The sequence below is a fragment of the Paraburkholderia graminis genome, assembly GCF_003330785.1.
GTDB lineage: Bacteria > Pseudomonadota > Gammaproteobacteria > Burkholderiales > Burkholderiaceae > Paraburkholderia > Paraburkholderia graminis.
In genome coordinates this window covers 2,244,120-2,270,389 of sequence record NZ_CP024934.1, presented here as the reverse complement: position 1 = coordinate 2,270,389, position 26,270 = coordinate 2,244,120, and the positions used below count along the sequence as shown (strand labels likewise).

General features: G+C 65.7%; 22 protein-coding genes. 18 read left to right on the top strand and 4 right to left on the bottom strand.

All coding sequences use genetic code 11. From position 1 onward, the window contains the following. The first annotated feature begins 83 nt into the window (after positions 1–83). From odhB to CUJ91_RS10050, 4 genes are all read left to right on the top strand, one after another. Positions 84–1,367 carry a 2-oxoglutarate dehydrogenase complex dihydrolipoyllysine-residue succinyltransferase gene (gene odhB, locus CUJ91_RS10065; RefSeq protein ID WP_029971603.1) on the top strand — a complete coding sequence of 428 codons (1,284 nt, stop codon included), beginning with the start codon at positions 84–86 and terminating at the stop codon, positions 1,365–1,367. Between the two features lie 164 nt (positions 1,368–1,531). Next, positions 1,532–2,962 carry a dihydrolipoyl dehydrogenase gene (gene lpdA / locus CUJ91_RS10060; RefSeq protein ID WP_107706699.1) on the top strand — a complete coding sequence of 477 codons (1,431 nt, stop codon included), beginning with the start codon at positions 1,532–1,534 and terminating at the stop codon, positions 2,960–2,962. A 107-nt stretch (positions 2,963–3,069) separates the two neighbouring features. Then, positions 3,070–4,167: a cell division protein ZapE gene (gene zapE, locus CUJ91_RS10055; protein WP_006053265.1), complete on the top strand. Its 1,098-nt coding sequence runs from the start codon at positions 3,070–3,072 to the stop codon at positions 4,165–4,167. 175 nt (positions 4,168–4,342) lie between these two features. Then, positions 4,343–4,798: a transposase gene (locus tag CUJ91_RS10050; RefSeq protein WP_006053264.1), complete on the top strand. Its 456-nt coding sequence runs from the start codon at positions 4,343–4,345 to the stop codon at positions 4,796–4,798. A 99-nt stretch (positions 4,799–4,897) separates the two neighbouring features. On the opposite strand, the gene CUJ91_RS10045 is transcribed toward CUJ91_RS10050, so the two are convergent. The 4 genes from CUJ91_RS10045 to CUJ91_RS10030 all read right to left on the bottom strand — a co-directional run bounded on the left by CUJ91_RS10045 (position 4,898) and on the right by CUJ91_RS10030 (position 11,249). After that, positions 4,898–5,383, bottom strand: coding sequence for a DUF2147 domain-containing protein (locus CUJ91_RS10045; RefSeq protein WP_029971605.1), 486 nt, complete (start codon positions 5,381–5,383; stop codon positions 4,898–4,900). A 266-nt stretch (positions 5,384–5,649) separates the two neighbouring features. Further along, positions 5,650–7,371 carry a ShlB/FhaC/HecB family hemolysin secretion/activation protein gene (locus CUJ91_RS10040; RefSeq protein ID WP_107706822.1) on the bottom strand — a complete coding sequence of 574 codons (1,722 nt, stop codon included), beginning with the start codon at positions 7,369–7,371 and terminating at the stop codon, positions 5,650–5,652. Positions 7,372–7,710: 339 nt separating this feature from the next. After that, on the bottom strand, positions 7,711–9,096 hold the full coding sequence (locus CUJ91_RS10035) for a collagen-like triple helix repeat-containing protein (protein ID WP_107706717.1): 1,386 nt from the start codon (positions 9,094–9,096) through the stop codon (positions 7,711–7,713). A 371-nt stretch (positions 9,097–9,467) separates the two neighbouring features. Beyond that, a complete protein-coding gene (locus CUJ91_RS10030; RefSeq protein ID WP_107706718.1) occupies positions 9,468–11,249 on the bottom strand; it encodes a collagen-like triple helix repeat-containing protein in 1,782 nt (593 codons plus the stop codon). Positions 11,250–11,903: 654 nt separating this feature from the next. Here CUJ91_RS10030 and CUJ91_RS10025 point away from each other — a divergent pair. From CUJ91_RS10025 to CUJ91_RS09960, 14 genes are all read left to right on the top strand, one after another. Next, positions 11,904–12,071, top strand: a complete 168-nt coding sequence (locus CUJ91_RS10025) for a Flp family type IVb pilin (RefSeq protein WP_006053275.1) — start codon at positions 11,904–11,906, stop codon at positions 12,069–12,071. Between the two features lie 150 nt (positions 12,072–12,221). Next, the gene (locus CUJ91_RS10020; RefSeq protein ID WP_053858227.1) at positions 12,222–12,722 is read left to right on the top strand and encodes an A24 family peptidase; all 501 of its coding nucleotides are present in this window, start codon (positions 12,222–12,224) and stop codon (positions 12,720–12,722) included. Beyond that, complete coding sequence (locus CUJ91_RS10015; RefSeq protein ID WP_107706719.1) at positions 12,719–13,291, top strand: TadE/TadG family type IV pilus assembly protein; 573 nt, start codon at positions 12,719–12,721, stop codon at positions 13,289–13,291. The genes CUJ91_RS10020 and CUJ91_RS10015 overlap by 4 nt, the downstream gene beginning before the upstream one ends. 91 nt (positions 13,292–13,382) lie before the next feature. Beyond that, on the top strand, positions 13,383–14,324 hold the full coding sequence (gene cpaB / locus CUJ91_RS10010; RefSeq protein WP_107706823.1) for a Flp pilus assembly protein CpaB: 942 nt from the start codon (positions 13,383–13,385) through the stop codon (positions 14,322–14,324). Positions 14,325–14,365: 41 nt separating this feature from the next. Next, on the top strand, positions 14,366–15,817 hold the full coding sequence (locus CUJ91_RS10005) for a type II and III secretion system protein family protein (RefSeq protein WP_107706720.1): 1,452 nt from the start codon (positions 14,366–14,368) through the stop codon (positions 15,815–15,817). 144 nt (positions 15,818–15,961) lie between these two features. Further along, on the top strand, positions 15,962–17,203 hold the full coding sequence (locus CUJ91_RS10000) for a fimbrial protein (protein WP_053859039.1): 1,242 nt from the start codon (positions 15,962–15,964) through the stop codon (positions 17,201–17,203). Positions 17,204–17,206: 3 nt separating this feature from the next. Next, positions 17,207–18,571 carry a TadA family conjugal transfer-associated ATPase gene (locus CUJ91_RS09995; RefSeq protein ID WP_114156170.1) on the top strand — a complete coding sequence of 455 codons (1,365 nt, stop codon included), beginning with the start codon at positions 17,207–17,209 and terminating at the stop codon, positions 18,569–18,571. After that, complete coding sequence (locus tag CUJ91_RS09990; RefSeq protein WP_107706824.1) at positions 18,564–19,682, top strand: type II secretion system F family protein; 1,119 nt, start codon at positions 18,564–18,566, stop codon at positions 19,680–19,682. The genes CUJ91_RS09995 and CUJ91_RS09990 overlap by 8 nt, the downstream gene beginning before the upstream one ends. A 2-nt stretch (positions 19,683–19,684) precedes the next feature. Continuing rightward, positions 19,685–20,794: a type II secretion system F family protein gene (locus tag CUJ91_RS09985; RefSeq protein ID WP_107706722.1), complete on the top strand. Its 1,110-nt coding sequence runs from the start codon at positions 19,685–19,687 to the stop codon at positions 20,792–20,794. Between the two features lie 49 nt (positions 20,795–20,843). Beyond that, the gene (locus CUJ91_RS09980) at positions 20,844–21,671 is read left to right on the top strand and encodes a tetratricopeptide repeat protein (RefSeq protein ID WP_244231003.1); all 828 of its coding nucleotides are present in this window, start codon (positions 20,844–20,846) and stop codon (positions 21,669–21,671) included. A gap of 26 nt (positions 21,672–21,697) precedes the next feature. Then, positions 21,698–22,060, top strand: coding sequence for a DUF3613 domain-containing protein (locus tag CUJ91_RS09975; RefSeq protein WP_107706724.1), 363 nt, complete (start codon positions 21,698–21,700; stop codon positions 22,058–22,060). A 1-nt stretch (position 22,061) separates the two neighbouring features. Next, a complete protein-coding gene (locus CUJ91_RS09970; RefSeq protein ID WP_107706725.1) occupies positions 22,062–23,867 on the top strand; it encodes a TadG family pilus assembly protein in 1,806 nt (601 codons plus the stop codon). 10 nt (positions 23,868–23,877) lie between these two features. Further along, entirely contained in the window at positions 23,878–25,269 is a 1,392-nt protein-coding gene (locus CUJ91_RS09965; protein ID WP_107706726.1) for a sigma 54-interacting transcriptional regulator, read from the top strand. Positions 25,270–25,318: 49 nt separating this feature from the next. Continuing rightward, the gene (locus CUJ91_RS09960; protein ID WP_053858219.1) at positions 25,319–26,062 is read left to right on the top strand and encodes a DUF2968 domain-containing protein; all 744 of its coding nucleotides are present in this window, start codon (positions 25,319–25,321) and stop codon (positions 26,060–26,062) included. Positions 26,063–26,270 lie beyond the last annotated feature (208 nt).

The window sequence follows — 26,270 nt, the reverse complement described above, 5'->3', positions numbered from 1 at the left end:
CAAGGTTGAAGCGCGGCACGCAGGGTTCGCAGGCGGTCGTCGTTCACCGCGCCGTCACCCGATACGTATTCAGGATATTCATAATGGCTATTGTTGAAGTCAAGGTTCCCCAGCTGTCCGAGTCGGTCTCGGAAGCCACCATGCTGCAGTGGAAGAAGAAGCCCGGCGAGGCTGTGGCGCAAGACGAAATTCTCATCGAAATCGAGACCGACAAGGTCGTGCTCGAAGTGCCGGCACCCTCGGCCGGCGTGCTCGCGCAAGTCATCGCGAACGACGGCGACACCGTCACGGCCGATCAGGTCATCGCCAAGATCGACACCGAAGGCAAGGCTGGCGCCGCTGCCGTCGAAGCCGAAGTGAAGCCGGCTCCCGAAGCGTCGCCGGCTCCGGCTCCTGCTGCCGCACCGGCCGCGCAAGCCGCATCCGCAACGGGTGCGAACACCGCTGCTTCGCCGGCTGCCGGCAAGCTGATGGCGGAGAAGGGCCTGTCGTCGGGCGACGTCGCCGGCACGGGCCGCGACGGCCGCATCACCAAGGGCGACGTGCTGACGGCCGGCGCACCCGCCGCCAAGGCCGCAGCGCCGGCACCGGCTGCCGCACCGAAGGCCGCCAAGCCGTCGCTGCCGGACGTGAAGGCGCCGGCATCGGCTGATCAATGGCTGAAGGACCGCCCGGAACAACGCGTGCCGATGTCGCGTCTGCGCGCGCGTATCGCCGAGCGTCTGCTCGAGTCGCAGCAAACCAACGCGATCCTGACCACGTTCAACGAAGTGAACATGGCGCCGGTCATGGATCTGCGCAACAAGTACAAGGACAAGTTCGAGAAGGAACATGGCGTGAAGCTCGGCTTCATGTCGTTCTTCGTGAAGGCGGCTGTTCACGCGCTGAAGAAGTTCCCGCTGGTGAATGCGTCCATCGACGGTAACGACATCGTCTATCACGGCTACTTCGACATCGGTATCGCTGTCGGTTCGCCGCGCGGTCTGGTGGTGCCGATCCTGCGCAATGCAGATCAGCTGAGCCTCGCCGACATCGAGAAGAAGATCGCCGAGTTCGGTCAGAAGGCGAAAGACGGCAAGCTGTCCATCGACGAAATGACGGGCGGTACGTTCTCCATCTCGAACGGCGGCGTGTTCGGCTCGATGCTGTCGACGCCGATCATCAACCCGCCGCAGTCCGCGATTCTCGGCGTGCACGCCACGAAGGAACGCGCCGTGGTCGAGAACGGCCAGATCGTGATCCGCCCGATGAACTATCTGGCGCTGTCGTACGACCACCGGATCATCGACGGCCGCGAAGCGGTGCTGTCGCTGGTTGCCATGAAGGACGCGCTCGAAGATCCGGCGCGTCTGCTGCTCGACCTGTAAGCAACGGTCCGACCGGAGCCGGCTTGTAAAACACGCAAGCCGGCTCCAGATGAGCAATACGTCTTTCGCATTCCGCAGTACTGGAACGAGCCGCGCCACCAAGTGTGGCCAATAAGCTTGGCCAATAAGCGTGGCCGCGCCGTTCCGTCATCAAAAGGATTGTCATGTCCAAAGAATTTGACGTCGTCGTGATCGGCGCCGGCCCTGGCGGTTATATCGCCGCGATCCGCGCAGCGCAGCTCGGCAAGACCGTCGCATGTATCGAAAAATGGAAGAACCCGGCCGGCGCGCTGAAGCTCGGCGGCACCTGCCTGAACGTGGGCTGCATTCCATCGAAGGCGCTGCTCGCGTCGTCGGAAGAATTTGAAAACGCATCGCATCACCTCGCGGACCACGGCATTTCCGTGGAAAACGTGAAGGTCGACATCTCGAAGATGATGGCCCGCAAAGACGGCATCGTCGACAAGATGACGAAGGGCATCGAATTCCTGTTCCGCAAGAACAAGATCACGTGGCTCAAGGGCCACGGCAAGTTCACCGGCAAGACGGACGCCGGCGTGCAGATCGAAGTGAGCGGCGAAGGCGAAACCGAAGTGGTCACGGCGAAGAACGTGATCATTGCGACGGGTTCAAAGGCGCGCCATCTGCCGAACATTCCGGTCGACAACAAGATCGTCGCCGACAACGAAGGCGCGCTCGCTTTCGACTCGGCTCCGAAGAAGCTCGCCGTGATCGGCGCAGGCGTGATCGGCCTGGAACTCGGCTCGGTGTGGCGTCGTCTGGGCGCGGAAGTGACCGTGCTCGAAGCGCTGCCGGAATTCCTCGGCGCGGCTGACCAGGCTTTGGCGAAAGAAGCGGCCAAGCAGTTCAAGAAGCAGGGCCTCGACATTCACGTCGGCGTGAAGGTCGGCGAAGTCACGACCACTGAGAACAGCGTCACGATCAACTACACGGACAAGGACGGCAACGCGCAGAAGCTCGAAGCGGACCGCCTGATCGTGTCGATCGGCCGCGTGCCGAATACGGACAACCTCGGTCTCGAAGCAATCGGTCTGAAGGCGAACGAGCGCGGCTTCATCGACGTGGACGATCATTGCGCGACGGCCGTGCCGAACGTGTACGCGATCGGCGACGTGGTGCGCGGCCCGATGCTCGCGCACAAGGCTGAGGACGAAGGCGTGCTGGTGGCCGAGATCATCGACGGTCAGAAGCCGCATATCGACTACAACTGCATCCCGTGGGTGATCTACACCGAGCCGGAAATCGCGTGGGTCGGCAAGACCGAGCAGCAACTGAAGGCGGAAGGCCGCGAGGTCAAGACCGGCCAGTTCCCGTTCATGGCGAACGGCCGCGCGCTCGGCATCAACAAGGCGGATGGCTTCGTCAAGATGATCGCCGACGCAAAGACCGACGAACTGCTCGGCGTGCACATCATCTCGGCAAACGCATCGGATCTGATCGCAGAAGCCGTGGTCGCGATGGAGTTCAAGGCGGCGTCGGAAGACATCGGCCGCATTTGCCATCCGCACCCGTCGCTGTCGGAAGTCATGCGCGAAGCGGCGCTCGCCGTGGACAAGCGCGCGCTGAACATGTAAACGCGCACGCCTGACTGAACGCAACTTCGGCATTTCTGGCATCACAAGGCGGGCGGGTTCAATCCCTCCCGCCTTTCTTTTTGCAGCAACACTTTTGCAGCAACACAATGAACGTCACCGAATACTACGAGAAAGAACTGCAGACGCGGGGTTACCAATCCGATCCGGCGCAACGCGCGGCGGTGGACCGTCTGCAGCGGTGCTACGAAGAGTGGGTCGAGTACAAGTCGCGCCGCTCGAATGCGTTCAAGAAGCTGATCAATCATCCGGAGCAGCCGCGCGGCGTGTACATGTGGGGCGGCGTAGGGCGCGGCAAGAGCTTTCTGATGGACAGCTTCTACATGATCGTGCCGGTGCAGCGCAAAACGCGGCTGCATTTTCATGAGTTCATGCGCGAGGTGCATCGCGAGCTCGAAGAATTGAAAGGGCAGGCCGATCCGCTCGATGAACTCGCGCGGCGCGTTTCGAAGCGTTATCGGCTGATCTGTTTCGACGAGTTTCATGTGTCCGACATTGCCGACGCGATGATTCTTTATCGCCTGCTCGACAAGCTGTTCGAGAACGGCGTGCAGTTCGTGATGACGTCCAACTACGATCCCGACACGCTGTACCCGGACGGCCTGCATCGCGACCGCATGTTGCCGGCGATTGAGTTGATCAAGCAGAAGCTCGACGTGATCAACGTCGACGCGGGCATCGACTATCGGCAACGCACGCTGGCGCAGGTCGAGGTGTATCACACGCCGCTCGGCGCGGCCGCCGACAAGTCGCTGCGCGACGCGTTCGCGCGCCTCGCCGCGGTGCCCGACGAAAGCCCGATCCTGCACATCGAAAAGCGCGAGTTGAAGGCGCTGCGCAAGGCGGACGGCGTCGTCTGGTTCGACTTCGCGACGTTGTGCGGCGGTCCGCGCTCGCAGAACGACTACCTGGAACTGGCGAGCCGTTTTCACGCGGTGATTCTGTCCGCGGTCCCGCAGATGTCGGCGCGCATGGCGTCCGAAGCGCGCCGCTTTACGTGGCTCATCGACGTGTTCTACGACCACAAGGTGAAGCTGCTGATGTCGGCCGCGGTGCCGCCCGAGCAGCTTTACGTGGATGGCCCGATGGCCAACGAATTCACGCGCACGGTGTCGCGCATCGTCGAGATGCAGAGCAAGGAGTATCTCGATGCGCCGCGGCGGATCGTCGATACGTCGCTGACTTGAAGCCGGCGCCGCGGCGAGCGCGTTCGCAAGCTGCCGGGTGTGCTTTTGCGATAGGTCACATCGCCTGCGCCTAGCGGCCTAGGCCTAACGGCGTATTTTCAAGATTCGGATTGCTCCGATGTTTTGCCTTCGGGTGACTGGCTATCTTTGTCGGGTATCTGACAAAGGAGAAACCATGAATCCCTATCGCGACATCAACGACGAAGAATGGCAGCGCATCGCGCCGTTGCTGCCCGAACTGCGTCCGCGCTCCGAATTGCGCGGCCGCCCGCTGGCCAACACCCGGTCGGTGCTCAACGGCGTGCTGTGGGTGATGTACAGCGGCGCTACCTGGTCCGCCATGCCGCGCAAGTACCCGTCGTATCAAACCTGTCATCGCCGCTTCAAGGCGTGGTATCAGTCCGGCGTGCTCAAGCGCGTCATGGAACAGTTGTTCGGCGCCGCCAGCGAAGAACTGTGCGCAATGATGGAAGCACGCATGCGCACGCATCTGAGCGCGGAAAAGAAAAACGTCGCTGCAGCGCAGAAAGCGCCGGCTCCGGTGGCCCCTGCGGTATATACCCCGCCGCCGGTCAATCCGTTGCCGTCGTCTCCGTTTGCTTTCACGTCGCCCTTCAAACACGCTGCATGACGATTCAAATCACGCGACATCACGTAGAAAAAACGGCCGAACGATCATCTCGTCGGCCGTTTTCTTTTTTCGCTCGCGCGCCGGGTTAGCGCGTCTTCGCTACTGCTGACGAACCCACGTTTGCGAGCGCCCGAGCAGCGACACGCCAATATACCCGCGCACCACCAGCTTGTTCCCGCCGTCTTCCAGGTGCATCTTGCACTTGTAGAGCTTGCCGTTTTCCGGGTCGAGAATCTGCCCGTGATCCCAGGCATCGCCGTCTTTTTTCATGTCATCGATGATCGTCATGCCGAGAATCGGCTGATCCTTGCGCGCATCGGTGCAGGCGGTACAACGGCGATCGGGTTGGTCGTTCGGACCGAGACCCTTGATCACCTTGCCGCTCAGCGTGCCGTTGCCGCTGTCGACGATCTGCACGAGCGCCTTCGGTTGGCCGGTGTGATCGTCAATGGTCTGCCAGGTGCCCACAGGCGTGTCGGCTTGCGCCATCGCGGTGACGGCGCTCGCGAGCAGCACGCCGGCCAGCGCGGCCTGTTTCGCTGTACGAAGCGCGATCGCGCGGGCACGTTGGGTGAACTGCATCATTGTCTTCCTCCTTGATAAAAGACGGCGCGATCGTGGTCGCGCAGCGTTATTGGCATCGCGTGAGGCGCGAGCCGCGTGATGCCGCGTGATGCCCGGTGATGCCGCGTGATGCCTTTAGGTTCTCCCGACGCGCGCCGCACACGGGGCTCGGCTGGCGGCTCTGGCGCGGCCGCTTGATGCGATCGATGCAGAATACGTGATGTGCGCGCGAAAGTGCGCGCACGGTTTGATAGTGGAACCTCTAATCGGAGCAGGGCACTCGCCGCTCAATTGAGCTGATACGAGAACGTCGCATTGATGCGCGGACTGCGCGACGCGCTTTCCACTGGAGCATCGCCGACCGCCTTCGCCACGGAAAGATCGAGGCTGTAATACTTCGCGTCGCTGATGCGAAAGCCGAACGCAATCGACGCAAGCCGCGACGGCGACGGCGTGCCCGCGTGCAGATAGACGCGCGCCATGTCGAACGAAACGTAGGGCGTGAACGTGCGCAGATAAGTGAAGCCCGGCGTGAACGCACGGTTGATCTCGAACATGGCGCCCCAACCCGAATCGCCCGACGCTTCGCCCGGCTGATAGCCCTGCGCAAAACGCTGCGCGCCGAAGGCGATCTGCTCGGACGTGGGCAGCGACACCGCACTGTACTGCCCCGTCAGCGAAATCGCCGTGCCGATCTTCAGCGGCCACTCGTTGGTTTGCGAAAAGCTCGCACCTGTGCGCACGAAATTGATCGAAGCTGGATTGTTGATGCTGGTGCCGGGCACGTTCGAATCGCCCGATTTCGACGCGCCGAGAATGTCGAACGCCTTCGCCACGTTGATGCTCGCGCGGCGCACCTGGCCGGTTCCGACGCTCGCGTAATCGGCTTGCAACTGCATTACGCGCACTTGCGAGCGCAGACCGATCTGCGCGCCGTTCACCTGATTGTGATAGCGGTCCTCGTTGCGCGACGCGTAGACGGAAGCCGTGCCGATCACGCTTTGCGTATTGCTCAGCAGAAGCGGATACGCGAGCGAGCCGCCGATCTTGTCGTTGATGACCGTGCGCTCCACATACGACGGCAAACCCGGATTGTTGACCGGATTGCCGCGATAGTGCGACGCGTCGAGCTTCGAAATCAGGCCGTTGCTGCCGATCGGCACGGCGGCATGCGCGGCCAGATAGGTGACGTTGTCGCGGCCTTTCGGCAGCAGCGCCGACACGCTCAGTTGCTCGCCGAGCGCGGTGAGGCCGTTCTCGGTCGCGGTCAGCAGACCTTGCACGCCGGGATGATTGAAGTCGATGCCCGTACTGACGTCGAAAGGCTTGCGCTCCACGTTGAGCGCGAGCGTGGTCGCGCCGTCGGTGTTTTGCGGCGGTGGCACGTTGGCCGCGACCTTCACGCCGGGCAACAGTCCGAGCACGTTGATGTAGCGCTCGAAGGTCGCGCGCCGCAGCGGCCGGTCGGCGGTGATGTGATCGGCGATCGCGCGAATCCGGTCTTCCACGGCGCCGGCCCTGCCGGTCACCTTGACGGCGGACACGTAGCCTTCCACGACGGTCACGCGCACGACGCCGTCGTCGAATGTCTGCGCGGGGATGAATGCGAACGAGAGCGCGAAGCCGCGGTCCTGGTAGAGCTTGGTCACGCCATTGGCCACCTGGATCAGATCGCCGATGGTCGTGTCCTTGCCGACGAGCGGCGTGAAGCGCTGCGCGACGTCGTCGAACGGAATGGACTTGACGCCTTCGACCTGCACGCGCGTCGGCGTGAGATGGCGCGCGAGCAGTTCCTGGAGTTGAGGCGCCTGGGGCGCGACCTGCACGGTCACGTTCGGGCCTTTGTCGGGCGCCTTGATCTGGGGGAGGGAGTCGAGCGGATTGCCGCCCAGCGTACTACCGCCTGCCGTCGGTGCCGGGCGCGATTGCGCGTGCGCCGGTGCTTGCCATGCACTCGCGGCGAGCGCCGCGAGCACGAAGGTCCAGGTGCTGCCGTACCCGAGTTTCATCGGATTGTCCTCGTATGCCATCTTGTTTTACGGGCGCCTGTCGATGCGCGGCATGGCCTTGCCGCCTGACGGCGCCCGCTTATGTATGGCCGGACGAACTTTGCCGTCCCACCATGTATTACGTCATGCAGTGCACGAAGCTTGAATGCAGCGCCCATCGCGCGGAGTGTCGCGGGCATCGACGGCGAGCCTCGCAGCCGCACAATCGAAGCGTGTTCGTTTCAGCAGGCGTCGCGCGATGAGTCTCACTGTCTTTGCGAGCGGCATCGGCGGGAACCGTGGAGTGTTCCGGCCGATGCCACGCGCGCCGCATCCGCGCCTCAGCACCGCTTATGCGGACTACTTACGATTAACCGGCAGGAGGCCGCCGACCAGCGTCGTCAGTCCGCTCGCCGGATTGCCCGACGCGCCAGCGGAACCGCCGGAAGCCGTCGAGCCCGCCGCGCCGCTCAATGTGCCGGTAAGTTGCCCGACGAGAGCCGTCACGGGCCCGAGCGCCTGAGCGCCGCCGCCGGAACCGCTTGCCGTACCGCCTGCAACGCCGGACAGCGCGCCGCCCAGCGAGGACAGCGACGACAGCGGGCTCGCTGCGCTGCCCGTGCCGCCGAGCGTCGATGTCAGCGAGCCGAGCGGTGCGCCGCTCAGGCCGGAGCCGAGGCCGGCGAGAGGCGTGCCTCCGAGCAGCGTCGACACCGAGCCGAGCGGATTGCCGCCCAGACCGAGACTGGCCAGCACGCTTTGCAGCGGGCTCAACGGGCTGCTGTTCGACGGCGGTCCGTTGGCCACGCTCAGATTCGTGTTGCCGACGAGGCTCGTAATCAGGCCAGGAATCGGCAGTGCGCCGTTCGGGCCGTTCGGATTGACGAGGCCGCCGGCGTTCGTCACCGTGTTGCCGAGCGAGGCGACCAGCGCGCCCGCATCCGCGCCGACCGGATTGCCGCTCGCCGCGCCGATCTGCGAGCCGGCCGAGCTGAGCGCGCCGCCCACCTGAGCCAGCAGACCGCCGACCGGCGCGCCCAGGCCCGTCTGCGTGCCGGCCGCCTGGGTGACGAGACCCGCGGTCGTGACGATCGGCGTGATCGCGGTGCTGAGCGGCTGCGTGACCTGCTGGACGGGCACGGAGCCGAGCGTATTGCCGAGCGTCGCGCCGCCCGCGTTGAGCGCCGTTGCGGTGGTCGAGAGCGCGCCGGCCAGCGGCGTCGTCACCGGCGACAGCGGCGCGAGATTACCGCTGCCCAGGCCGTCGACGGCGGTGCTCAGTCCTTGCACGACACCGCTCGTCGAACTCACCACGGAGCCGAGGCCCGCGACGGTCGCGCCGACCGGGTTCGGCGTCGCGCCGATCTGGCCGACGCCGCTCGTCACCGCATTGGCAAGCGAGTTCAGCGTGGCGCTCGTGCCCGACACGGCGTTGCCGAGGCCTTGCGTGACTTGCGGGCTGAGGCCGGGAATCGTCTGCGCGGCGATCAACGCGCCCAGGTCGTTGGTCGTCTTGGCCGCGCCGGTAACGGCGCCGGAAGTCCCGGTCGTGGTCGTCGTGGTGCCTCCGCCGCCCGTCGATCCGGAGCCGCCGCCGGTGCCGGTGCTCGCTGTCGGCGGCGAGTTGACGGTGCTGCCGCCGCACGCGGCGAGCAGGCCGGCGACGGCCACCGCGATCAACGGAGTGCGCAGCGACAGAAAGGCGCTCGCGGCGGGGCGGCGGTTAAACAGGCGGTGCGTGGACATGTGTGCTCCTCAATGCCTTTTCTGGCGATCGTGTTTGCTGCTGGAACGTGCCGTTTGTGTGGTGGGTGGCGGCGCGTGGTGTTTAAGGCCGGGTTCGAAGCCGTGTTCGAAGCTGCATTCGAAGCCGTGTGTCGAGCCCGGTTGGAAGCGTGCTCAAAGCCGTATCTGAAGCCGTGTTCGACGCTGTGCCCAAACCCGTGAAACTGCATTCAAAGCGGGCGCGAAGGCCGCCGTTGAACATCGCTGTCCGTGCCGCAGGCGAGCTTGTGCGGATGTGCGTCGATTGCAGGTTCATCTCGCGTTAGTCGCCGCCCGGCGCGTGCCGCGCCAGCCGCACTGAGCGCGCGGCGACGCGCGAGCGGTTGCGCTTCTTACTTCTTCGACAATCCGCCGAGCAGACCGCCCACCAGCGAGGTCACGGGCGCGAGCGGATTGTTCGTGGTCGCATTACCCGAGGTCGCCGTGAGCGACACGCTCGCGGGCGCGGCGCCCGGCGCGCTCGACGTTGCCGCTGCAGGCGCAGTGGCGCTGCCGATGGCGCCGGTCACGGTCGACAGCAAGCCGGTGACGGGTGCAAGCGGGCTGCTGGTGGCGCCGCCGCCGGCAGCGCCGCTGAGTCCGCCCGTCACACTGGAGAGAATGCCGGTCACGGGCGCAAGCGCGTTGGTGCCGCCCGATGCGCCGCCGACCGCGCCCGTCAGGCCGCCGACCAGGCCGGCAACAGGGGCGAGCGGCCCGCTACCCGTTCCGCCCGTCAGGCCGCCGAGCACACCGGTAACTGGCGCAAGAGGCCCGCTACCCGTTCCACCCGTCAGGCCGCCGAGTACGCCGGCAACTGGCGCAAGCGGCCCGCTGCCAGCGCCGCCCGTCAAGCCGCCGAGAACACCGGTAACCGGCGCAAGTGGCCCGCCGCTAGTGCCACCCGTCAACCCGCCAAGCACGCCGGTAACCGGAGCCAGCGGCCCACTAGCCGTTCCGCCAGTAAGCCCACCAAGTGCACTCGTCAGCGGCGCAAGCGGCCCGCTACCGGTTCCCCCCGTCAAGCCACCCAACCCACCAAGCGCCCCCGTCAGCGGCGCGAGCGGGTTGCCGCCCGTTCCCCCCGTCAAAAGACCGCCAACCGACGCGACCGTCGCGCCCGTATCCGTCACCGTGCGTCCGAGCGCGGTCGTCACGGGATTGCCGCCGCTCGCGCCGAGCAGTACGCCGGCGTGGCCGAGCCCGCCGCCGAGCGTCGACAGCAGTGTGTTGACGGGCGCGCCGAGACCCGTCGTGTTGCCGACGGTCTGTGTCGTCGATGCCACCATCGACGTGATCGGCGTAATCGCCGTGCTCAGCGTCTGCGTGACCTGCTGCACCGGACCGGTCGACAGCGCCGTGCCGAGCACGCTGCCGCCGTTCGTGACCGCGCCGCCCAGCGTGCCGACCGCGCCGCCCAGCGGCGTCGTGAGTGCCGACAACGGAGCGAGCGGGCCGCTGCCGAGGCTCGTCACGAGCTTGCCGGTTTCCGTCACCGCGCCGCCGGCATGTCCGACGACGCCGCCAAGGCTCGACACCGTGGTCCCGACCGCGTTGCCGCCTGTGCCGAGCTGGCCGAGCCCCTGCGTGACGCCGCCGCCGAGCGTGGAGACGGCAGCGCCGACTTCGTTGACGATGCCGCCTGCGGCCTGGGTGGTCTGCGGGCTCACGCCCGGCAGCGTCTGTGAGCCGATTACCGTGCCGACGCCCGAGACCGTCGAGCCGACGTCGCCGATCACGCCGCCCGAGTTGCCGACCACGGTGCCGATCGCATTCGCGACCGGCGTCGTGCTCGGGTCGGTGCCGGGATCGGTGTGCGTGTTCGGATCGGTATTCGTATTCGTGCTGGTGTTTGTATTAGATTGGCCGCCCGAACCGCCGCTACCCGAACCGGCCGAGCCCATCGAGCCGCTGCCGCTCCCGGTCGACAGCGTACCGCCTGCCGAACCGCTGCCGTTGCTGCCGGTGCCCGAGCTGAGGCTTCCCGAGCCTCCGCACGCGCCGAGCGAAAGCAGCGCCGCCACGCCGGCCGCGATCAGCGTGGTGCGCAACGTGACGACGTTCGCCGCCTTCGTGATCCGGATTGTTCCGTTGAGGTTGGTCGTGTGGTTCGTGCCGATTGTTTGAATGTTCATGTCGCCCTCGCATCGCATGTGTTGTGTGTGGTCCTGCTGCGGGCTCTCTCTGCACGACCCATGCCATTTCGACTGACCAATAGCGAAGATTTTCGAATGGGCGTCGCAATGCCTTATCGAATAAGGCGTTGCCGAATTCGATGGAGCAAGCGCTAAATCAGAAAATGCATGGGAAAAAGGCGCCGCGGCGCATTGGCGATAGCGGCGTAACGTAACGGGCCGGGGACGCCGTTACGGAATTCGCCGTAACGCGAGCGCATATCGCGGCGTGTTCCGCTTGAAACATCCTTTCAAATAGTTAATTAGTGCACCGATTCAAAATTATGGTTAATACTATGTGCTGCAACGCACGAACAGCCGTTAACCTATGTGTACGGGAAGAACCAACGGGCAATCATCCGTGCGGGCACACGAGAATTGCTTAAAAAAGATTGTTCAGCTATAAAGCCCAAAAGCCGGACGGATTCACGAGGGAGGTGGGTTATCGAACAGACAGCTCATGCACATCCGTTTTATTGGGGGCGGCCGCAACGCTCAGATGCTGCACGGTAGCAACGCGCACCGGAACGAGAGACCAACGGTGCAGTGCGTGCTGGACCTGGCTGCAACACGCGGCACACAGAATGACGAATAAATCGAAAATCGAGGGTAACAATGAAAAAGTTCACCGCAAGCTTCCTGAGAGATAACCGGGGCGTAACAGCGCTGGAATATGGTCTGATCGCAGGTCTGATCGTCGTCGTTATCGGTTCGACAGTGCAGGGTCTGGGCACGCAGCTCAATACGGCATTCCAGACGATCGCCGGGCTTTTGCCTCATTAGCAAATAAAGCAATGGGGTCTCGGCAAGCACGGCGTAAGGCATTATTAATTTAACGTTTTACGTTCTTATTCCTGCCGGGATCTTGCCTGATAGGCGCACCCGGATTGCGATTGCAATCCGGGTGAATTGATGCGTCTGTCGAGTTCTAATATGCAAGTATCCTTCGCGCTTCTCGTATTCATGCTCTGGTGTGCGTGCGTCGCCATTTGCGATTACCGCAGCCGGCATATTTCCAATGCGCTTGTCGTTGTCGGTTTAATAACGGCGGTTTTGTGCGCTCTATTTAACATTTCTCCGTTCGGTATTTCCGCCGCTCAGGCCGCGGCCGGCGCCGCCGTCGGCCTCATCGCCCTGTTGCCGTTTTTCGCGCTCGGTGTGATGGGCGCCGCGGACGTCAAGGTGTTCGCGGTGCTTGGCGCGTGGTGCGGCGTTCATGCGCTGCTCGGGCTGTGGGCGGTGGCGAGCGTCGCCGCCGGGCTGCATGCGCTGTGGGTGCTCGTCGCGACGCGCACGCGCGTGGCCGCGCTGCTGCAACGCCGGGCGCCTACCTTCGAGCTGGCCGGCCGGCGCTCGACGCCGTTCGCCACATGCCTCACCGTGCCGTTGATGGTATGGCTCGCCGCGCAACTCGTTGTAGGAGGCGCCCGATGATCGCGCGTCCGCAACGCGGCAGGCAGGCCGATTCGAGACCCGCCTCGAGACTGGCCTCGATACCCGCCAACGGTATCGACGCCGCGCCGCGCGTCCCCGCACGCAACGCACACGCACGCAACACACACCCCCGCCGTTCCCAGCGCGGCGCTACCGCGATCGAATTCGCGCTCGTGTTCCCGCTCTTCTTCTGCGTGTTCTATGCGATCGTGACCTTCAGTCTGATCTTCGTCGCGCAGCAGAGTCTCACGCTGGCAAGCGAGGAGGGCGCGCGCGCCGCGCTGAACTATCAGAAAGCGAACGACGTCCCCGCCGCCATCAATCTGCGCGCCGCAGCCGCGTGCACGACCGCCACAAACATGGTCGCGCAGATGATCAGCACCGCCGCATGCCAGACCGTGCCCGCCGCATGCAGCTACCAGCCGGCCATGACCTGCATTGCCGTGACCCTGACCTACAACTACGCGGCGCATCCGCTCGTGCCGAACCTGCCTCTGCTCGGGCTCGTGCTGCCCGACAACCTGACCAGTACCGCCACGGTGCAACTCAATCCGGTGAACATACTTTGACTGACGCACACGCTCCGATTCCGTCGACTCCGGCTCGCTCGTCCGCGCATGACGGCCGCATGGCCTCGCGCGATTCATGGCGCGCCCGGCCATGCTGAAGCTGACCCGCATCGTTGCCGGCGCGCTGATTGCCGTCGCGCTGTTGCTCGGCGTATTCGCCGTGATGTTGCTGCGCCGGCCCGCGCCCGCGCCGGTCGCGTCCGTCAAGCAAACGGTGTTTCCGGTGGTGGTGGCGATGCGCGTGCTGCCCGCGGGCAAGCCGATCGGCGCCGATGCGCTGCGTGTTCAGCCGTTGCCGATCAACCCCAACGGCGCGTTCGCCGATCCTTCGCTGGTCGCGGGGCGCGTGCCCGCCGCCGACATCGGCGCGGACTCGCCGGTGCTCGAGGAGCAACTGTCGTCCGGTCTCGCCGAGCGGATCGAGCCGGGCGAGCGCGCGGTCGCGGTGCGCGTCGAGGAATCGAATGCGGTCGGCAACCGCTTGCGGCCCGGCAATTTCGTCGACGTGTTCTTCACGCTCAAGCGCGACGGCAATATGGGCAGCGGCGGCGAGATCGAGCGTACCCAGGCGCGTCTGTTGATGTCGAAGGTGCGCGTGCTCGCGTTCGGCAACGCGACGGCTGCCGGCGACACGTCCGGCGATCCGAACGGCATGGTCAGGACAGCGGTTCTCGCGGTGCCGGTTGCCGATGTCGACCGTCTGACGCTCGCCGAAAGTTCGGGGCGGCTCGTGTTCGCGCTGCGCAATCCCAAGGATGCCGAAGTAATCGACGCCGCCGCCTTCGCGCCGCTGCCCGCGGTGTTGAAGACAGCGACGCGAGCGGGCGACGCCGCGCCGTCCGGCGATTTAACGCGCGCGGCCGCCGGCGTCTCGCTCGACGCGCTGTCGGGCGGCGCGGGCAATGCCGCGCCACGCACGCCGGCCGCACCGCATGCAGCGCCGCCCGTCACGCGCGTCGTGAATCATGCGGGAAGCGCGGGCGGCGTCATCGAAGTGATACGGGGTGGGCGCGCCGAGACGGTCGCCCGATAGCGGTTTCAGGGAGCCGCGCGGCCACGCGCGTCCATAAAAAAATGAACAAACGCATTTTCGGGTACGGATTAACGGCGCTGCTGTGCGGCTCGTCGATGGCGATGTCGTCCGCGAGTTTTGCAGCGGGCGGCGCGGAGCAGCTCGACATCGCGGTCGGCTCGCAGCAGTCGCTTGCGGGCGGCCATACGCTGCGGCGCGTTGCGATCGGCGATCCGAGCGTCGCGGACGTGCTCATCATCAAGGGCGACAAAACGGGCGGCGTGCTGCTGATAGGCAAATCGCCGGGCACGACGAACGTCATGTTGTGGGAGCAGGGCAAGGACGCGCCGTTGTCGTACGTCGTGAACGTGAGTTCGCCGGCCGCGAAAAGTTTGCTCGGGCCCGGCACGCCGTCCGTGAAGGTGCTCGGCGACACCGCACTGATCACGGGCGCCGCGCCGACGATGGAAGCGCATCACCGCGCAGCAGCCGCCGCCGAGATCGAGGCACATCAGCGCGCGGCGCTGGGCGGCGCGGGCGGCATCGGCGCTGTGAACGGAGCAAAAAGCGGTGCAAACGGCGGACCAAACGGCAGCGCAAACAGCGCCGCAAACAGCGCCTCAAACAGCGCGCAAATCTACGACACCTCGACAATCGCGACCCGCTCGGTCGTCCAGGTCGACGTGCGCGTGGTGGAGTTCAGCCGCACGGTCCTCAAGCAGGTCGGCCTGAACATTCTCAAGCAGAACAACGGCTTCACGTTCGGCTCCTTCGCGCCGTCGGCGCTGACCTCGGCGACCTACGGCTCCACGCCGTCGTTCAGTTCGGTCGCGCCGATTTCGTCGGCGTTCAATCTCGTGTTCAACTCGGCCACGCACGGCCTGTTCGCCGACCTGAGCCTGATGGAAAGCAACAACCTCGCGCGGATTCTGGCCGAGCCGACGCTCGTCGCGCTGTCCGGTCAGAGCGCGAGCTTTCTTGCCGGCGGCGAAATTCCGGTGCCGATTCCGCAAGGTCTCGGCACGACGTCGATCGAATACAAGCCGTACGGCGTCGGTCTCACGCTCACGCCGACTGTGTTGAGCCCGCAGCGCATCGCGCTCAAGGTCGCGCCCGAAGCGAGCCAGCTCGACTTCGCGAACGCGGTCACGATCAGCGGCGTATCGGTGCCCGCGATCACCACGCGCCGCACCGACACCACGGTCGAACTCGGCGACGGCGAGAGCTTCGTGATCGGCGGGCTGATCGATCGCGAAACGATTTCGAACGTGGCCAAGGTGCCGCTGCTTGGCGACCTGCCCGTGATCGGCGCGTTCTTCAAGCAGCTCAACTATCAGCAGAACGACAAGGAACTGGTGATCATCGTCACGCCGCATCTGGTGTCGCCGCTCGCGAAAGGCGCGACCTTGCCGGCCACGCCGGGCGAGCAGTCGGAGCAGCGCAACGCGCCGGTGTGGCGCTCGCTGATCGGCGGCGTGGCGGCGCGCGACGCGGCGCCGGGATTTTCGAAATGAACGCGCGCGGCCAGGCGGCAGTTCGCGGCGCGCGCACGGCTTGCCGCTGCAAGATCGGCGCGCGTCTGCCGCAGTTAGGCTGCGGCGGGCAACGAAAGGCAAAGGCACGCGTCGTTGCGCCGATGCCGCAAGAGGATGGGCACGATGAACGCAAGAACGCACTCGTTGACTGACCGGGCCGTCACCGACTATTTCATGTTTGCGTCGCTCGCCGACGAACATGTGCACTGGCTCTCGGAGACCTTGCTTGCCGCGGGCGCGGTCGAGGCGGTCACGCTCGATCCGTCGATTCTTACGCAGCGTATCGCGACGCTCAACCCGTCGCTCGTATTCGTCGACTTTTCGGGCGGACGCGGCGCGGCGGCGAGCGCGGCGACGAACGCGGTGCGCGCGCAGTATCCGGGGCTCCAGATCGTCGCGATCGGTTCGCTCGCCGAGCCGGAGAGCGCGCTGGCTGCGTTGCGCGCGGGCGTGCGCGACTTCATCGATCTGACCGCGCCCGCCGCCGACGCGCTGCGCATTACGCAGCAGGTGCTCGACAACCTGGTCGAACCGGTGAGCCGGCATGGCCGCGTGACGGCGCTGCTCGGCGCGCGCGTCGGCATGGGCGTGAGCACGCTCGCGACCAATCTCGCGGTCATGCTGCAACGGCGCGACGCGCAGCAGGGCAGGCAGGCGGCCTTGCTCGATCTCGGCTTGCCCGCCGGCGACGGCCTGCTGATGCTCAACACCCGCAGCGACTTTCATTTCGTCGAAGCCGTGCGCAATCTGCGGCGCTTCGATCAGACCTTCGTGCACACGGCGCTTTCGCATCACACGAGCGGCCTCGCATTCACCACGCTGCCGCCGAATCTCGCCGACATGCGCGAGATTTCCTATTCGTCGTCGATCAGTCTCCTGAACCGGCTGCGCGCGTTTTTCGACCAGCAGATCATCGACCTCGGCGGCTTCTCGAACATCGAATTCATCGCGCACGTGGTGCGTGCTTCCGACGAAGCGTGGCTCGTCTGCGATCAGGGCGTGGCGTCGATCGTATCGGCGGTCGGCGTGCTGGAGGCATTGCGCGATGCGGGCACGGACACGACCAACGTCAGGCTGATCGTGAACAAGTTCGACCCGGATCTCGGCCTCGGCGCCGCGCAGATCGCGGAGCGTCTCGAGATTCCGCTCGTCGCGAGCTTGCCCGATCGCCGCGTGGCGCTCGGGCAGACGGCGAACCAGGGCTTGCTGCTCGCCGATGCCGCCGCGCGCGACCCGTACGTGCGCGCGCTCGAGCCGCTGATCGAGCGGCTCGCGGGCCCGGCACACACGAGCGCGCCGGCGCGCGGCAAGTTCGCGTTGGGCGCGCTCAAACGCTTCATCCCAACTTCTTCCAGACGGTCATAGACGATGGCAAAAGAAATCGAATTCGCCGACAACGCGCCGTCGTTTGCGCAAAGCCAGCAGTTCCAGGACATCAAGAACGCCGCGCACGAACATCTGCTCACGCGTATCGAGGAACTCGGCTCGGAGTTCGGCCGCTGGTCGCGCAACGCGATCAATCAGTTCGTCGATCTGGAAATGGACAGCTTCGTGCGGCTGCGGCGCGTGCCGATCAACGAGGCCGAGGTGCGCGCGATTGCCGACGCGTTGACCAAGGAGCTCGCGGGCTTCGGACCGATCGAGGATCTGCTCAACGATCCGGCCGTCGAAGACATCCTGATCAACGGCTATAACGACGTGTACGTGTCGCGCCACGGCATCCTCACGAAGATACCGGTGCGTTTCGCCGACAACGCGCATTTGCTGCGCATCGTGCGGCGCATTCTCGCGCCGATCGGCCGGCGTCTGGACGAATCGAATCCGATGGTCGATGCGCGCCTGCCGAACGGCGGACGCGTCAACGTGGTGATCGAGCCGCTGTCGATCGACGGGCCGATCGTGTCGATCCGCAAATTCCGCAAGGACCCGCTGCGTCCCGACGATCTGCTCGGCAACGGCACTTACAGTCCCGAAATCGGCGCGCTGCTCGAAGCCGCGGTCATGGCGCGCTGCAATGTGCTGGTGTCGGGCGGAACGAGTTCGGGCAAGACGTCGCTGCTCAACGCGCTGGCCTTTCACATCCCCGAGCCGGAGCGTGTCGTGACGATCGAGGACACGGCCGAACTGTCGCTCAACCATCCACATGTGGTGCGGCTCGAAAGCCGTCCGGGCGGCTTCGACGGTGCGGGCGTCGTGACGATCCGCGACCTGCTGCGCAATACGCTGCGCATGCGCCCGGACCGCATCATCGTCGGCGAAGTGCGGGGCGGCGAAGTGCTCGAAATGCTCCAGGCGATGAACACGGGCCACGACGGCTCGATGGGCACCGTTCACGCAAGCTCGCCGCGCGAGTGTCTGTACCGGCTCGAAATGCTGGCGGGCTTCGCGGGCTTCCAGGGCACCGAGTCGAGCCTGCGCCGTCAGATCGCCAACGCGATTGACTTCATCGTGCAGATCGGGCGGCTTTCGAACGGCCGCCGCCGCATTCTGTCGATCACCGAAGTGACGGGCCTGTCGGACAACATCATCGCGACGCAGGAGTTGTACCGCTACGAGCCGGTGCTGTCCGCGGACGGCGAAGAGCTCGATCAATGGGTGTCGCTCGGCATTCATCCGCATTCGCCGAAGCTCGCGCGCTTCCGTCAGCCGCTCGGGGGTGTGGGCTTCGGCGGTAGCGGCGGTGGCGGTTTTAATGGCGGCGGTGGTGGCGGTTTCGGCGGCTTCAATGTCTAGCGCCGCATTGATCTTTGCCGCGCTCGCGCTGCTGTGCGCGGCGCTTGCGCTGCTCGTCCTGCAGCGCGGCGCGCAACGCAAGGAGCAGGCGAGCGCGGAGCGCTTTATCGACAGCCGGATGAGCGTCGCGTCGACTGCCGCGATGAGCGGCGCGGCGATGGCATCGGGCGCAGCGGGTGCAAGCGGTGCTGCAAGCGCGCCGCGTGGCGCATCGTCTTCGGGCGGCGCTTCGTCTTCGTCTTCGTCTTCGGGCGCGGCCACGGGATCTGCGTCCGCTTCCGCACGCCGCGCCGCGCCCGGCGTCGCGTTCGCGCCGCGAGCGCCGGCCGCCGACGCGGGCTGGGACGCGCATCTGCGTTATCTGGGCGCACGCGTGCGCTATGCAATCGGCGCGAGGCTCAACCGCGCCGGACTGCGCAACGCGCGCGCGTCGCTCGCCGCGGTTGCGGCCATCGTCGCGACCTTGTGTCTCGTGGCCGGCAGCCAGGGCGGCCCGCTCGCCGCCGGCATCACGCTGCTGGGCTGCGCGGTGTTCCTCTACTTCGTGACGTCGATGCGCGCAAGCCGGCGCCGTCAGGCGATCGTGCGGCAACTGCCGTCGTTTCTCGACGGCATCGTGCGTCTGATCACGCTCGGCAACAGCGTGCCCGCCGCGTTCCAGGCCTCGCTGCAAACCACCGAGGCGCCGCTGCGCGAATGCCTGGACCACGTTTCGCGGATGCTCAGATCGGGCGTCGAGATCGACCGCGCGCTGTCTCACGTCGCGGTGCTGTACGGCGCGCGCGAACTCGAACTGGTGGGCGCGGTGCTGCGGCTCTCCGTTAAATACGGCGGCCGCGCGGACGTCATGCTCGACCGCATGTCGTCGTTCATGCGCGATCTCGAGCAGGCCGAACGCGAACTCGTCGCGATGTCGTCGGAAACGCGGCTGTCGTCGTGGGTGCTTGGCATGTTGCCCGTCGGCATAGGCGGCTTTCTGATTCTGACGAACCCGCGCTATTTCGGCTCCATGTGGTTCGATCCGGGCGGCCGCCAGATTCTCTATCTCGCGTTCGCGCTGCAATTGACGGGCGCGTATCTGCTCTACCGGCTCGCCCGGTTGAAGGCATGACGATGCGCCCGAACGAACTCTTCGCTCTTGCGCTTGCGTTCGCCGCCGCGGGCTTGCTGCTGCTTGCCGGCTTGCTGGTCGCGCGTCTTGCCGCGGCACGCCGCAGCGCTCGCACGCTCGCGCACGCACTCGACGGACGCGCGCTGCAAAGCGCGGCGGCAGCGGGCGCTCGTGGGGCGCAGGCGGGCAATGCGGCGAATGCCGCGCAGGGCGGCGGTGCTGCGAACGCATCGAGCGCGGCAAGCGTGGCAAGCGTGGCTAATCTGGCTAGCGGGTCGCACGCGTCCAACGCATCGTCCTCGCGCGGCACTTCGGCCAACGTCAAGCGCGCACGCGGCATGAAAGGCCTGCTCGAACGATGCGCCGACGCCGGCACGCGCTGGCTCGACACGTCGATTGGCCGGCAGGTCGTCGCGCAGGAGGACCGGCGGCTTCTCGAACAGTGCGGTTTCGTCGATGCCCGCGCGCGCGGACTGTTCCTGATGGCGCGGATCGCGGGCGCGATTGTGCTGCCGCTCGTCGCCGGCCCGATCGCGCACGCGCATGTCGACGGTCCGCGTTATGTGCTCGTCGTGATCGTCGCGTTCATGTGCGGCGTGATGGCGCCGAAGCTGGTGTTGCGCCGGCGCGCGGCGGCGCGTCGCGGCGCGGTCGTCGACGAATTGCCGATGCTCGTCGATCTCTTGCGCCTCTTGCAGGGTGTCGGTCTCTCGCTCGATCAAAGCCTTCAGGTGATGGTCAACGATTTTCGCGGCGTCTTGCCCGTGCTCGCGAGCGAACTCGAAATCGCGCAAGGTCAGTTCGCCGCGGGCCGCACGCGCGAGCAGTCGCTGTCGCGACTTGCGTCCAGCTTCGACAACGAAGACCTGCGCGCCGTGGTGCGCCTGCTGATTCAGGTGGACCGCCACGGCGGCGCAGTGCAGGAACCGCTCAAGCAGTTCGGCGACCGCCTGCGCGAAACGCGCCGCGCGATGCTGCGCGAACGGATCGGCCGAATGGCGGTGAAGATGACCGGCGTGATGATCCTGACACTGCTTCCCGCGCTGATGATCGTCACCGCGGGGCCGGGTGTGATGTCCGTGTCCCATTCGCTGAAGTCGATGCATCGGTAAGGAAACAGCAATGCAATTGATCAAGATACCGAACTATTCCGCGCGTGCGATGCGCTGCGCTTGCAGCGCGTTGGCGCTCGCGTTGCTCGGCGCGTGCGCGTCGCAGCAGTCCGGCTACGGCATCGGTCCGCAGGCCGAGCGGCAGGCCATGCTGCAGCGGACCAATCGCGATCCGGCGCCGGACACGCCGGGCATGTACCTGGGTCTGATCGACCGGATGCAGTCGCAAGGGCTTTACTTCGCGTCGCTCGCGCATATCGACGCGTTCGAGAAGCAGTACGGCGTCACGCCGGATTCGATCCTGTTGCGCGCGGACGCATTGCGCATGACCGATCAGCCGGAGGCGAGCGCGGCCGCTTACGCGCAGTTGTTACAGACGCCGCTGGCGGCGCGCGGGCATCGCGGGCTCGGATTGATCGCGGGCGGACAGGGCGACTTCGGCCGCGCGGCGAGCGAGTTGCAACAGGCGGCGCAGCTCGCGCCGACCGATGCGACGGTGCTCTCCGACCTCGGTTACGCGCGCCTGCGTGCGGGCGACGTCGCTGGCGCGCGCGTGCCGTTGATGAAGGCGGCGGAACTCGATTCGACGAACCCGAAGGTCGTCAGCAATGTCGCGCTTTTTCTGCTGGCGAACGGGCAGGCGGCCGCTGCACAGGCGCTGATGAACCAGCAGAAGCTCGCGCTCGACGTGCGCGCGGCGATCCGCAGCGATGCGGCGAAAGTCGCCGCCGCGAGCCGCGACGGTGCGCATGCGGGCGCTGCCGTCACCGGCATGACGGTTCCGTCGAGTGCGCGAAACGCGCCGGCGGGCACGGTCGCGAGCATGCAGAACACGATGGAACCGGCGCCGCGTCTCTTGCAACGGTTCGCACAATAACAGGCGGCGCGGCCGCGGAGGGTAGCGTGAAAAATAACGAAAGAATCGGGATGCGGTGGCGCTGGTGGTGCTTTGCAGTGCGCGCGTCGGTGTTCGTGCTGGCGGCGGGTGCGGCCGTGCACGCGAGCGCTCAGTCGGCGGCAGCGGGTGAGCCCGCCGTCGTAAGCAGCGAAGTCGGGCATTCGACTTCAGCATGGCTCGAGCTTCAGCGCAGCAACGCGCAAGCCGCAGCCCCTCAGCCGATGCTCGGCGAAGAGGCGGGGCTCGCCTATCGGCGCTACATGCAGTCGTTCAAATCGCGCATTCCCGATCTGTACGGTTCGGCGCTCAACCAGGGCAGCGGCGGCGGGCAGGGCGGCGGGCTCACGGGCCAGTTGCCGCAGAACTGATATGCGATCAGCCGATTCCGTCCACCGCCGTTTGCGATCGCTGCGCACGCATCGTCGCGCAGGCGCTGCCCTTGCGCTCACCCCGCGCCGGCAGCGCGGCGCGATCGCGCTGCTGGCGGCGGTGTTCGTGAGCGTCGCGGTGATCGCGCTCGGCGCCGTGGACATCGGCCACTTCTATTACGCGCGCCGCGATTTGCAGCGAACCGCCGATCTCGCCGCGGCGGCCGGCGCTCAGGTGATCGGCAGCGCGGGCGGCTGCGCGGCGGCCGCCAACACGGCGCGGCTGAACGCAACCGCAAACGGTCTGCCGGCCGACGGCACCGTCCAGGTCACTTGCGGACGATGGGACCCGTCGGCCAATGCGGGCCAGTCGTATTTCGTTGCGTCGGGCACGCCGCTCAATGCGGTGCAAGTGGTGGCGAGCCGGCCCGTGCCGTTTCTGTTTCTGATCGGCCAGGCGCGCGACCTGAGCGCGAGCGCCGTCGCGCAGGCGACCAACATCAGCTCGTTCTCGCTGAGCACGTCGGTGGCGAGCCTTTCCGGCGGTCTGCTCAACGGATTGCTGAACGGCTTGCTCGGCACCAGCCTGAATCTCGACGTCGGCTCTTATCAGGGGCTCGCCACCGCGCAGGTCAAGCTGGCGGATCTGGCGGCCGCATTGGGCGTCGCGTCGATGTCGCAGTTGCTGCAGACGCAGGTGACGGTGAGCCAGCTCGCCACCGCGATGGCGACCGTGCTCGGTCAGAGCAAGGTGGCGAGCGCGAGCGCGACCAGCGCGCTGGGCGCGATTGCGAGCGCATCGACGGGATCGACGGCGATCCGGCTCGGCGACACGACGAGCGCAAACGGCTTGCTCGCGATCGGTCTGGCGAACCCGGAGGCGGCCGCGTCCGCCACCATCAACGCGCTCGACGCGCTGATGATCGCCGCCGAGATCGCGCACGGCAGCTCGGCGGTGAACCTGGGCACCGCGCTCAATCTGAGCCCGGTCGCGAACGTCACGGCGCAAGCGCGGGTTCTGAAGCCGCCCGTGATCGCGGTGGGCGAGGCCGGCACCTATCCGGACGGCCGCTATCGGACGAGCGCGCATTCGGCGTCGGTGCAGCTTTATCTGAACGTGCAACTGGTCAACGCCAAGCTCGGGCTCGGGGCGGGATTTCCTTCGCTTGTCAACGTGAGCCTTCTCAATCTGCCGATTTACCTCGAAGTCGCGCCCGGCACCGCCGGCTTGCAAAGCACGCAGTGTTCGACGCAGAAGTCGACGAGCTATAGCGGGATCGACGTCAGGCCAGGCGTGCTGTCGATGTGCGTGGGCGGCGACGCGTCCAGCAACCTGACCAATAGCAGCGTGCCGACCACTTGCTCGACGCCCGCGTCGCTGACTTCAGTGAGCGTGCCGTTGCTGAGTCTCGGCGTAATCGACGTGACGGTCGGCAGCAGTTCGCCGGCGAACGGCTTCAACCTTCATATACAGCCGCAGTCGAGCGTGCTGCGCTTTAACAACGTGGCCGGCGATGCCGACGACTTTCAGAGCACCAACACCAACGCGCTCGGTTCGGCGACGAGCGGTCTTGTGGGCCAGCTCGCGGCCGGGCTCGCGGGCTCGATGCATGCGAGCGCGCTCGGCCTCGACATCACCGTTCTTGCCGCGCCGCTCGTTGGCGCGCTCGCCGGGACGCTCACGCCCGTACTGAATTCGCTCGACCTGCTGCTCGTTCCGCTTCTGCAACTCCTCGGCGTGCAGGTCGGCGTCAGCACGGTTCACAGCCTCGGACTTGCCTGCGGTCAGGCACAACTGGTTTATTGATTCGGCGACCATGAGAACCACCACCAAAATCGAGGAACTCGATATTTACGTCTGGGAGGGCAAGGCCGACATCGTCGACCGGGTCGCGCGCTGCATGGCGAGCTTCGACGTCGAAGTGATCCGTGCGGATGACATCGCGATCTCGCCCGAGCGGACCGCGCAGCGGCCGTCGCTCGCGATCATCAGCGTCTCGGTGATCGACAGCGGCGCGCTGATCGTGCGCGACTGGCAGGCCGCTCACGGCATTCCGGTCGTGTGGGTCGGCGCGGCGCCGCGCGACCACGATCCGTCGATGTATCCCGCCGAGTATTCGCACATTCTGCCGCTCGACTTTACGTGCGCCGAGTTGCGCGGCATGGTGACGAAGCTCGTGCTGCAAATGCGCGCACACAGCGCGAAGACGCACGAGTCGGACGCGATCATCGCCAACTCCGAATGCATGCAGGCGCTGCTGCACGAAGTCGATACCTTCGCCGACTGCGACACGAGCGTGCTGGTGCACGGCGAGACCGGCGTCGGCAAGGAGCGCATCGCGCAACTGCTGCACGAAAAACATAGCCGCTACGGCAAGGGCCCGTTCGTCGCGGTGAATTGCGGCGCGATTCCGGATGGCCTGTTCGAGTCGCTGTTTTTCGGGCACTCGAAGGGCTCGTTCACGGGCGCCGTGGTCGCGCACAAAGGCTACTTCGAGCAGGCCGACGGCGGCACGCTGTTTCTCGACGAGATCGGCGATTTGCCGCTTTATCAGCAGGTCAAGCTGTTGCGGGTGCTCGAAGACAGCGCCGTCACGCGCATTGGGTCCGCGACGCCCGTCAAGCTCGACTTCAGGCTCGTCGCGGCGACCAACAAGCATCTGCCGCAGCTCGTGAAGGACGGCACTTTTCGCGCGGACCTCTATTATCGGCTGGCGGTGATCGAGCTAAAAATCCCGTCGCTGGAAGAGCGGGGCGCCGTCGACAAGATCGCGATCTTCAAGGCGTTTATCGCGCATGTGGTGGGCGCCGAGCGCCTCGCCGGCTTGCCGGATTTGCCGTACTGGCTCGCGGACGCCGTCGCCGATACGTATTTTCCGGGCAACGTGCGCGAACTGCGCAATCTCGCCGAACGGATCGGTGTGACGGTGCGGCAGATCGGCGCATGGGACGCCGCGCGTCTGCAGCGTCTGCTCGCGCTTGCCCGCAGCAGTCAGCCGGTGCCGGCCGAGAGCGCGGCCGAAGTGCTGGTGGACCGCAGCAAATGGGACATGGCGGAGCGCAACCGTGTGATCGCCGCACTCGACGCCAACAGTTGGCGGCGTCAGGACACGGCGCTCTATCTGGGCATCAGCCGCAAGGTGCTGTGGGAGAAAATGCGCAAGTACCAAATTTTCGACGAAGAGCCCGAAACCCGCGAAAGTGAGTAATAATGAGACGATTGGGAACTAAAACAAAAACTGTCGAAGCAGGAATTACATGGACCAAAAGTCGAAACTACGACAGATCGCCGTTGCCGCGATCATGGCGTTGGGGGTAGCACACGGCGCATGCGCACAGGCTCAGTCTTTGCCTCAGTCTCAGTCTCAGTCTGACAACAATGGCGCATCCGGCGTCGTTTCCCAACCGGGTGCGACAGTCGCGCTGCCGTCGACGCAGCCTGCGCAGCCTCAGGTTCAGACTTCCGCGCTCACGCCGGACGAAGCGAAGCAATCCGCCGCGGGCAACGTCGCCGAATTGCAGCAGATGATCAAGGGCTCGGACCTCAGCGAACTGCGCACCACGTACAACGGCAGCTACGGCGCGAGCTTGCTGTTCCACGGCAAGGAGATGACGTACTACGTCGCGCTCTTCCAGCAAAAGAACTTCTGGCGTGTCATCAAGACGCAGGACGCGGCGCGCGCCGAAATGATCTACCGCGATTTCGCGCGCCAGACGCTGCAACTGTCGGACGTGGAAATTCGCCGCACGCAACTCGAGGCGCAAAAGGCGTTCACCGAACGCATGATCGCGCTGTCGCAGAACCGTGCGAATCGCCTGCAGGCCGACCTCGATGTTGCGCGCCAGCAGCAGACGATCGTGGCCAACCAGCAGCAACAGACCCGCGCCGAAGCCGTGGCGCTCGCGCAGCAAAAGGCTGCCGCGCAGGAGCAACTGCGTGCGGCGCAGCGTCAGGTGCGCGAACTGCAGCGGCAGCTTGAAAGCGGCTTGCCGGTGCATTGAGGCGGAAGCGGCTGACCGTCTGACGGTCTGCTCGCACCAGATAAGCCGGGTGGGCGATGCTCAATACGCTCGCTCGGCTTGCTTTCATACGAGGCGTTACTCGACCGGCTTTGTCCTTGGCATAAATCAGCGTATCTGTCGGCCGGCGTCATCACGGCGCGCGTGCCGAAGGCGCTTGCGAATTGCGCACTGTGCCTGCGCGCGCCAT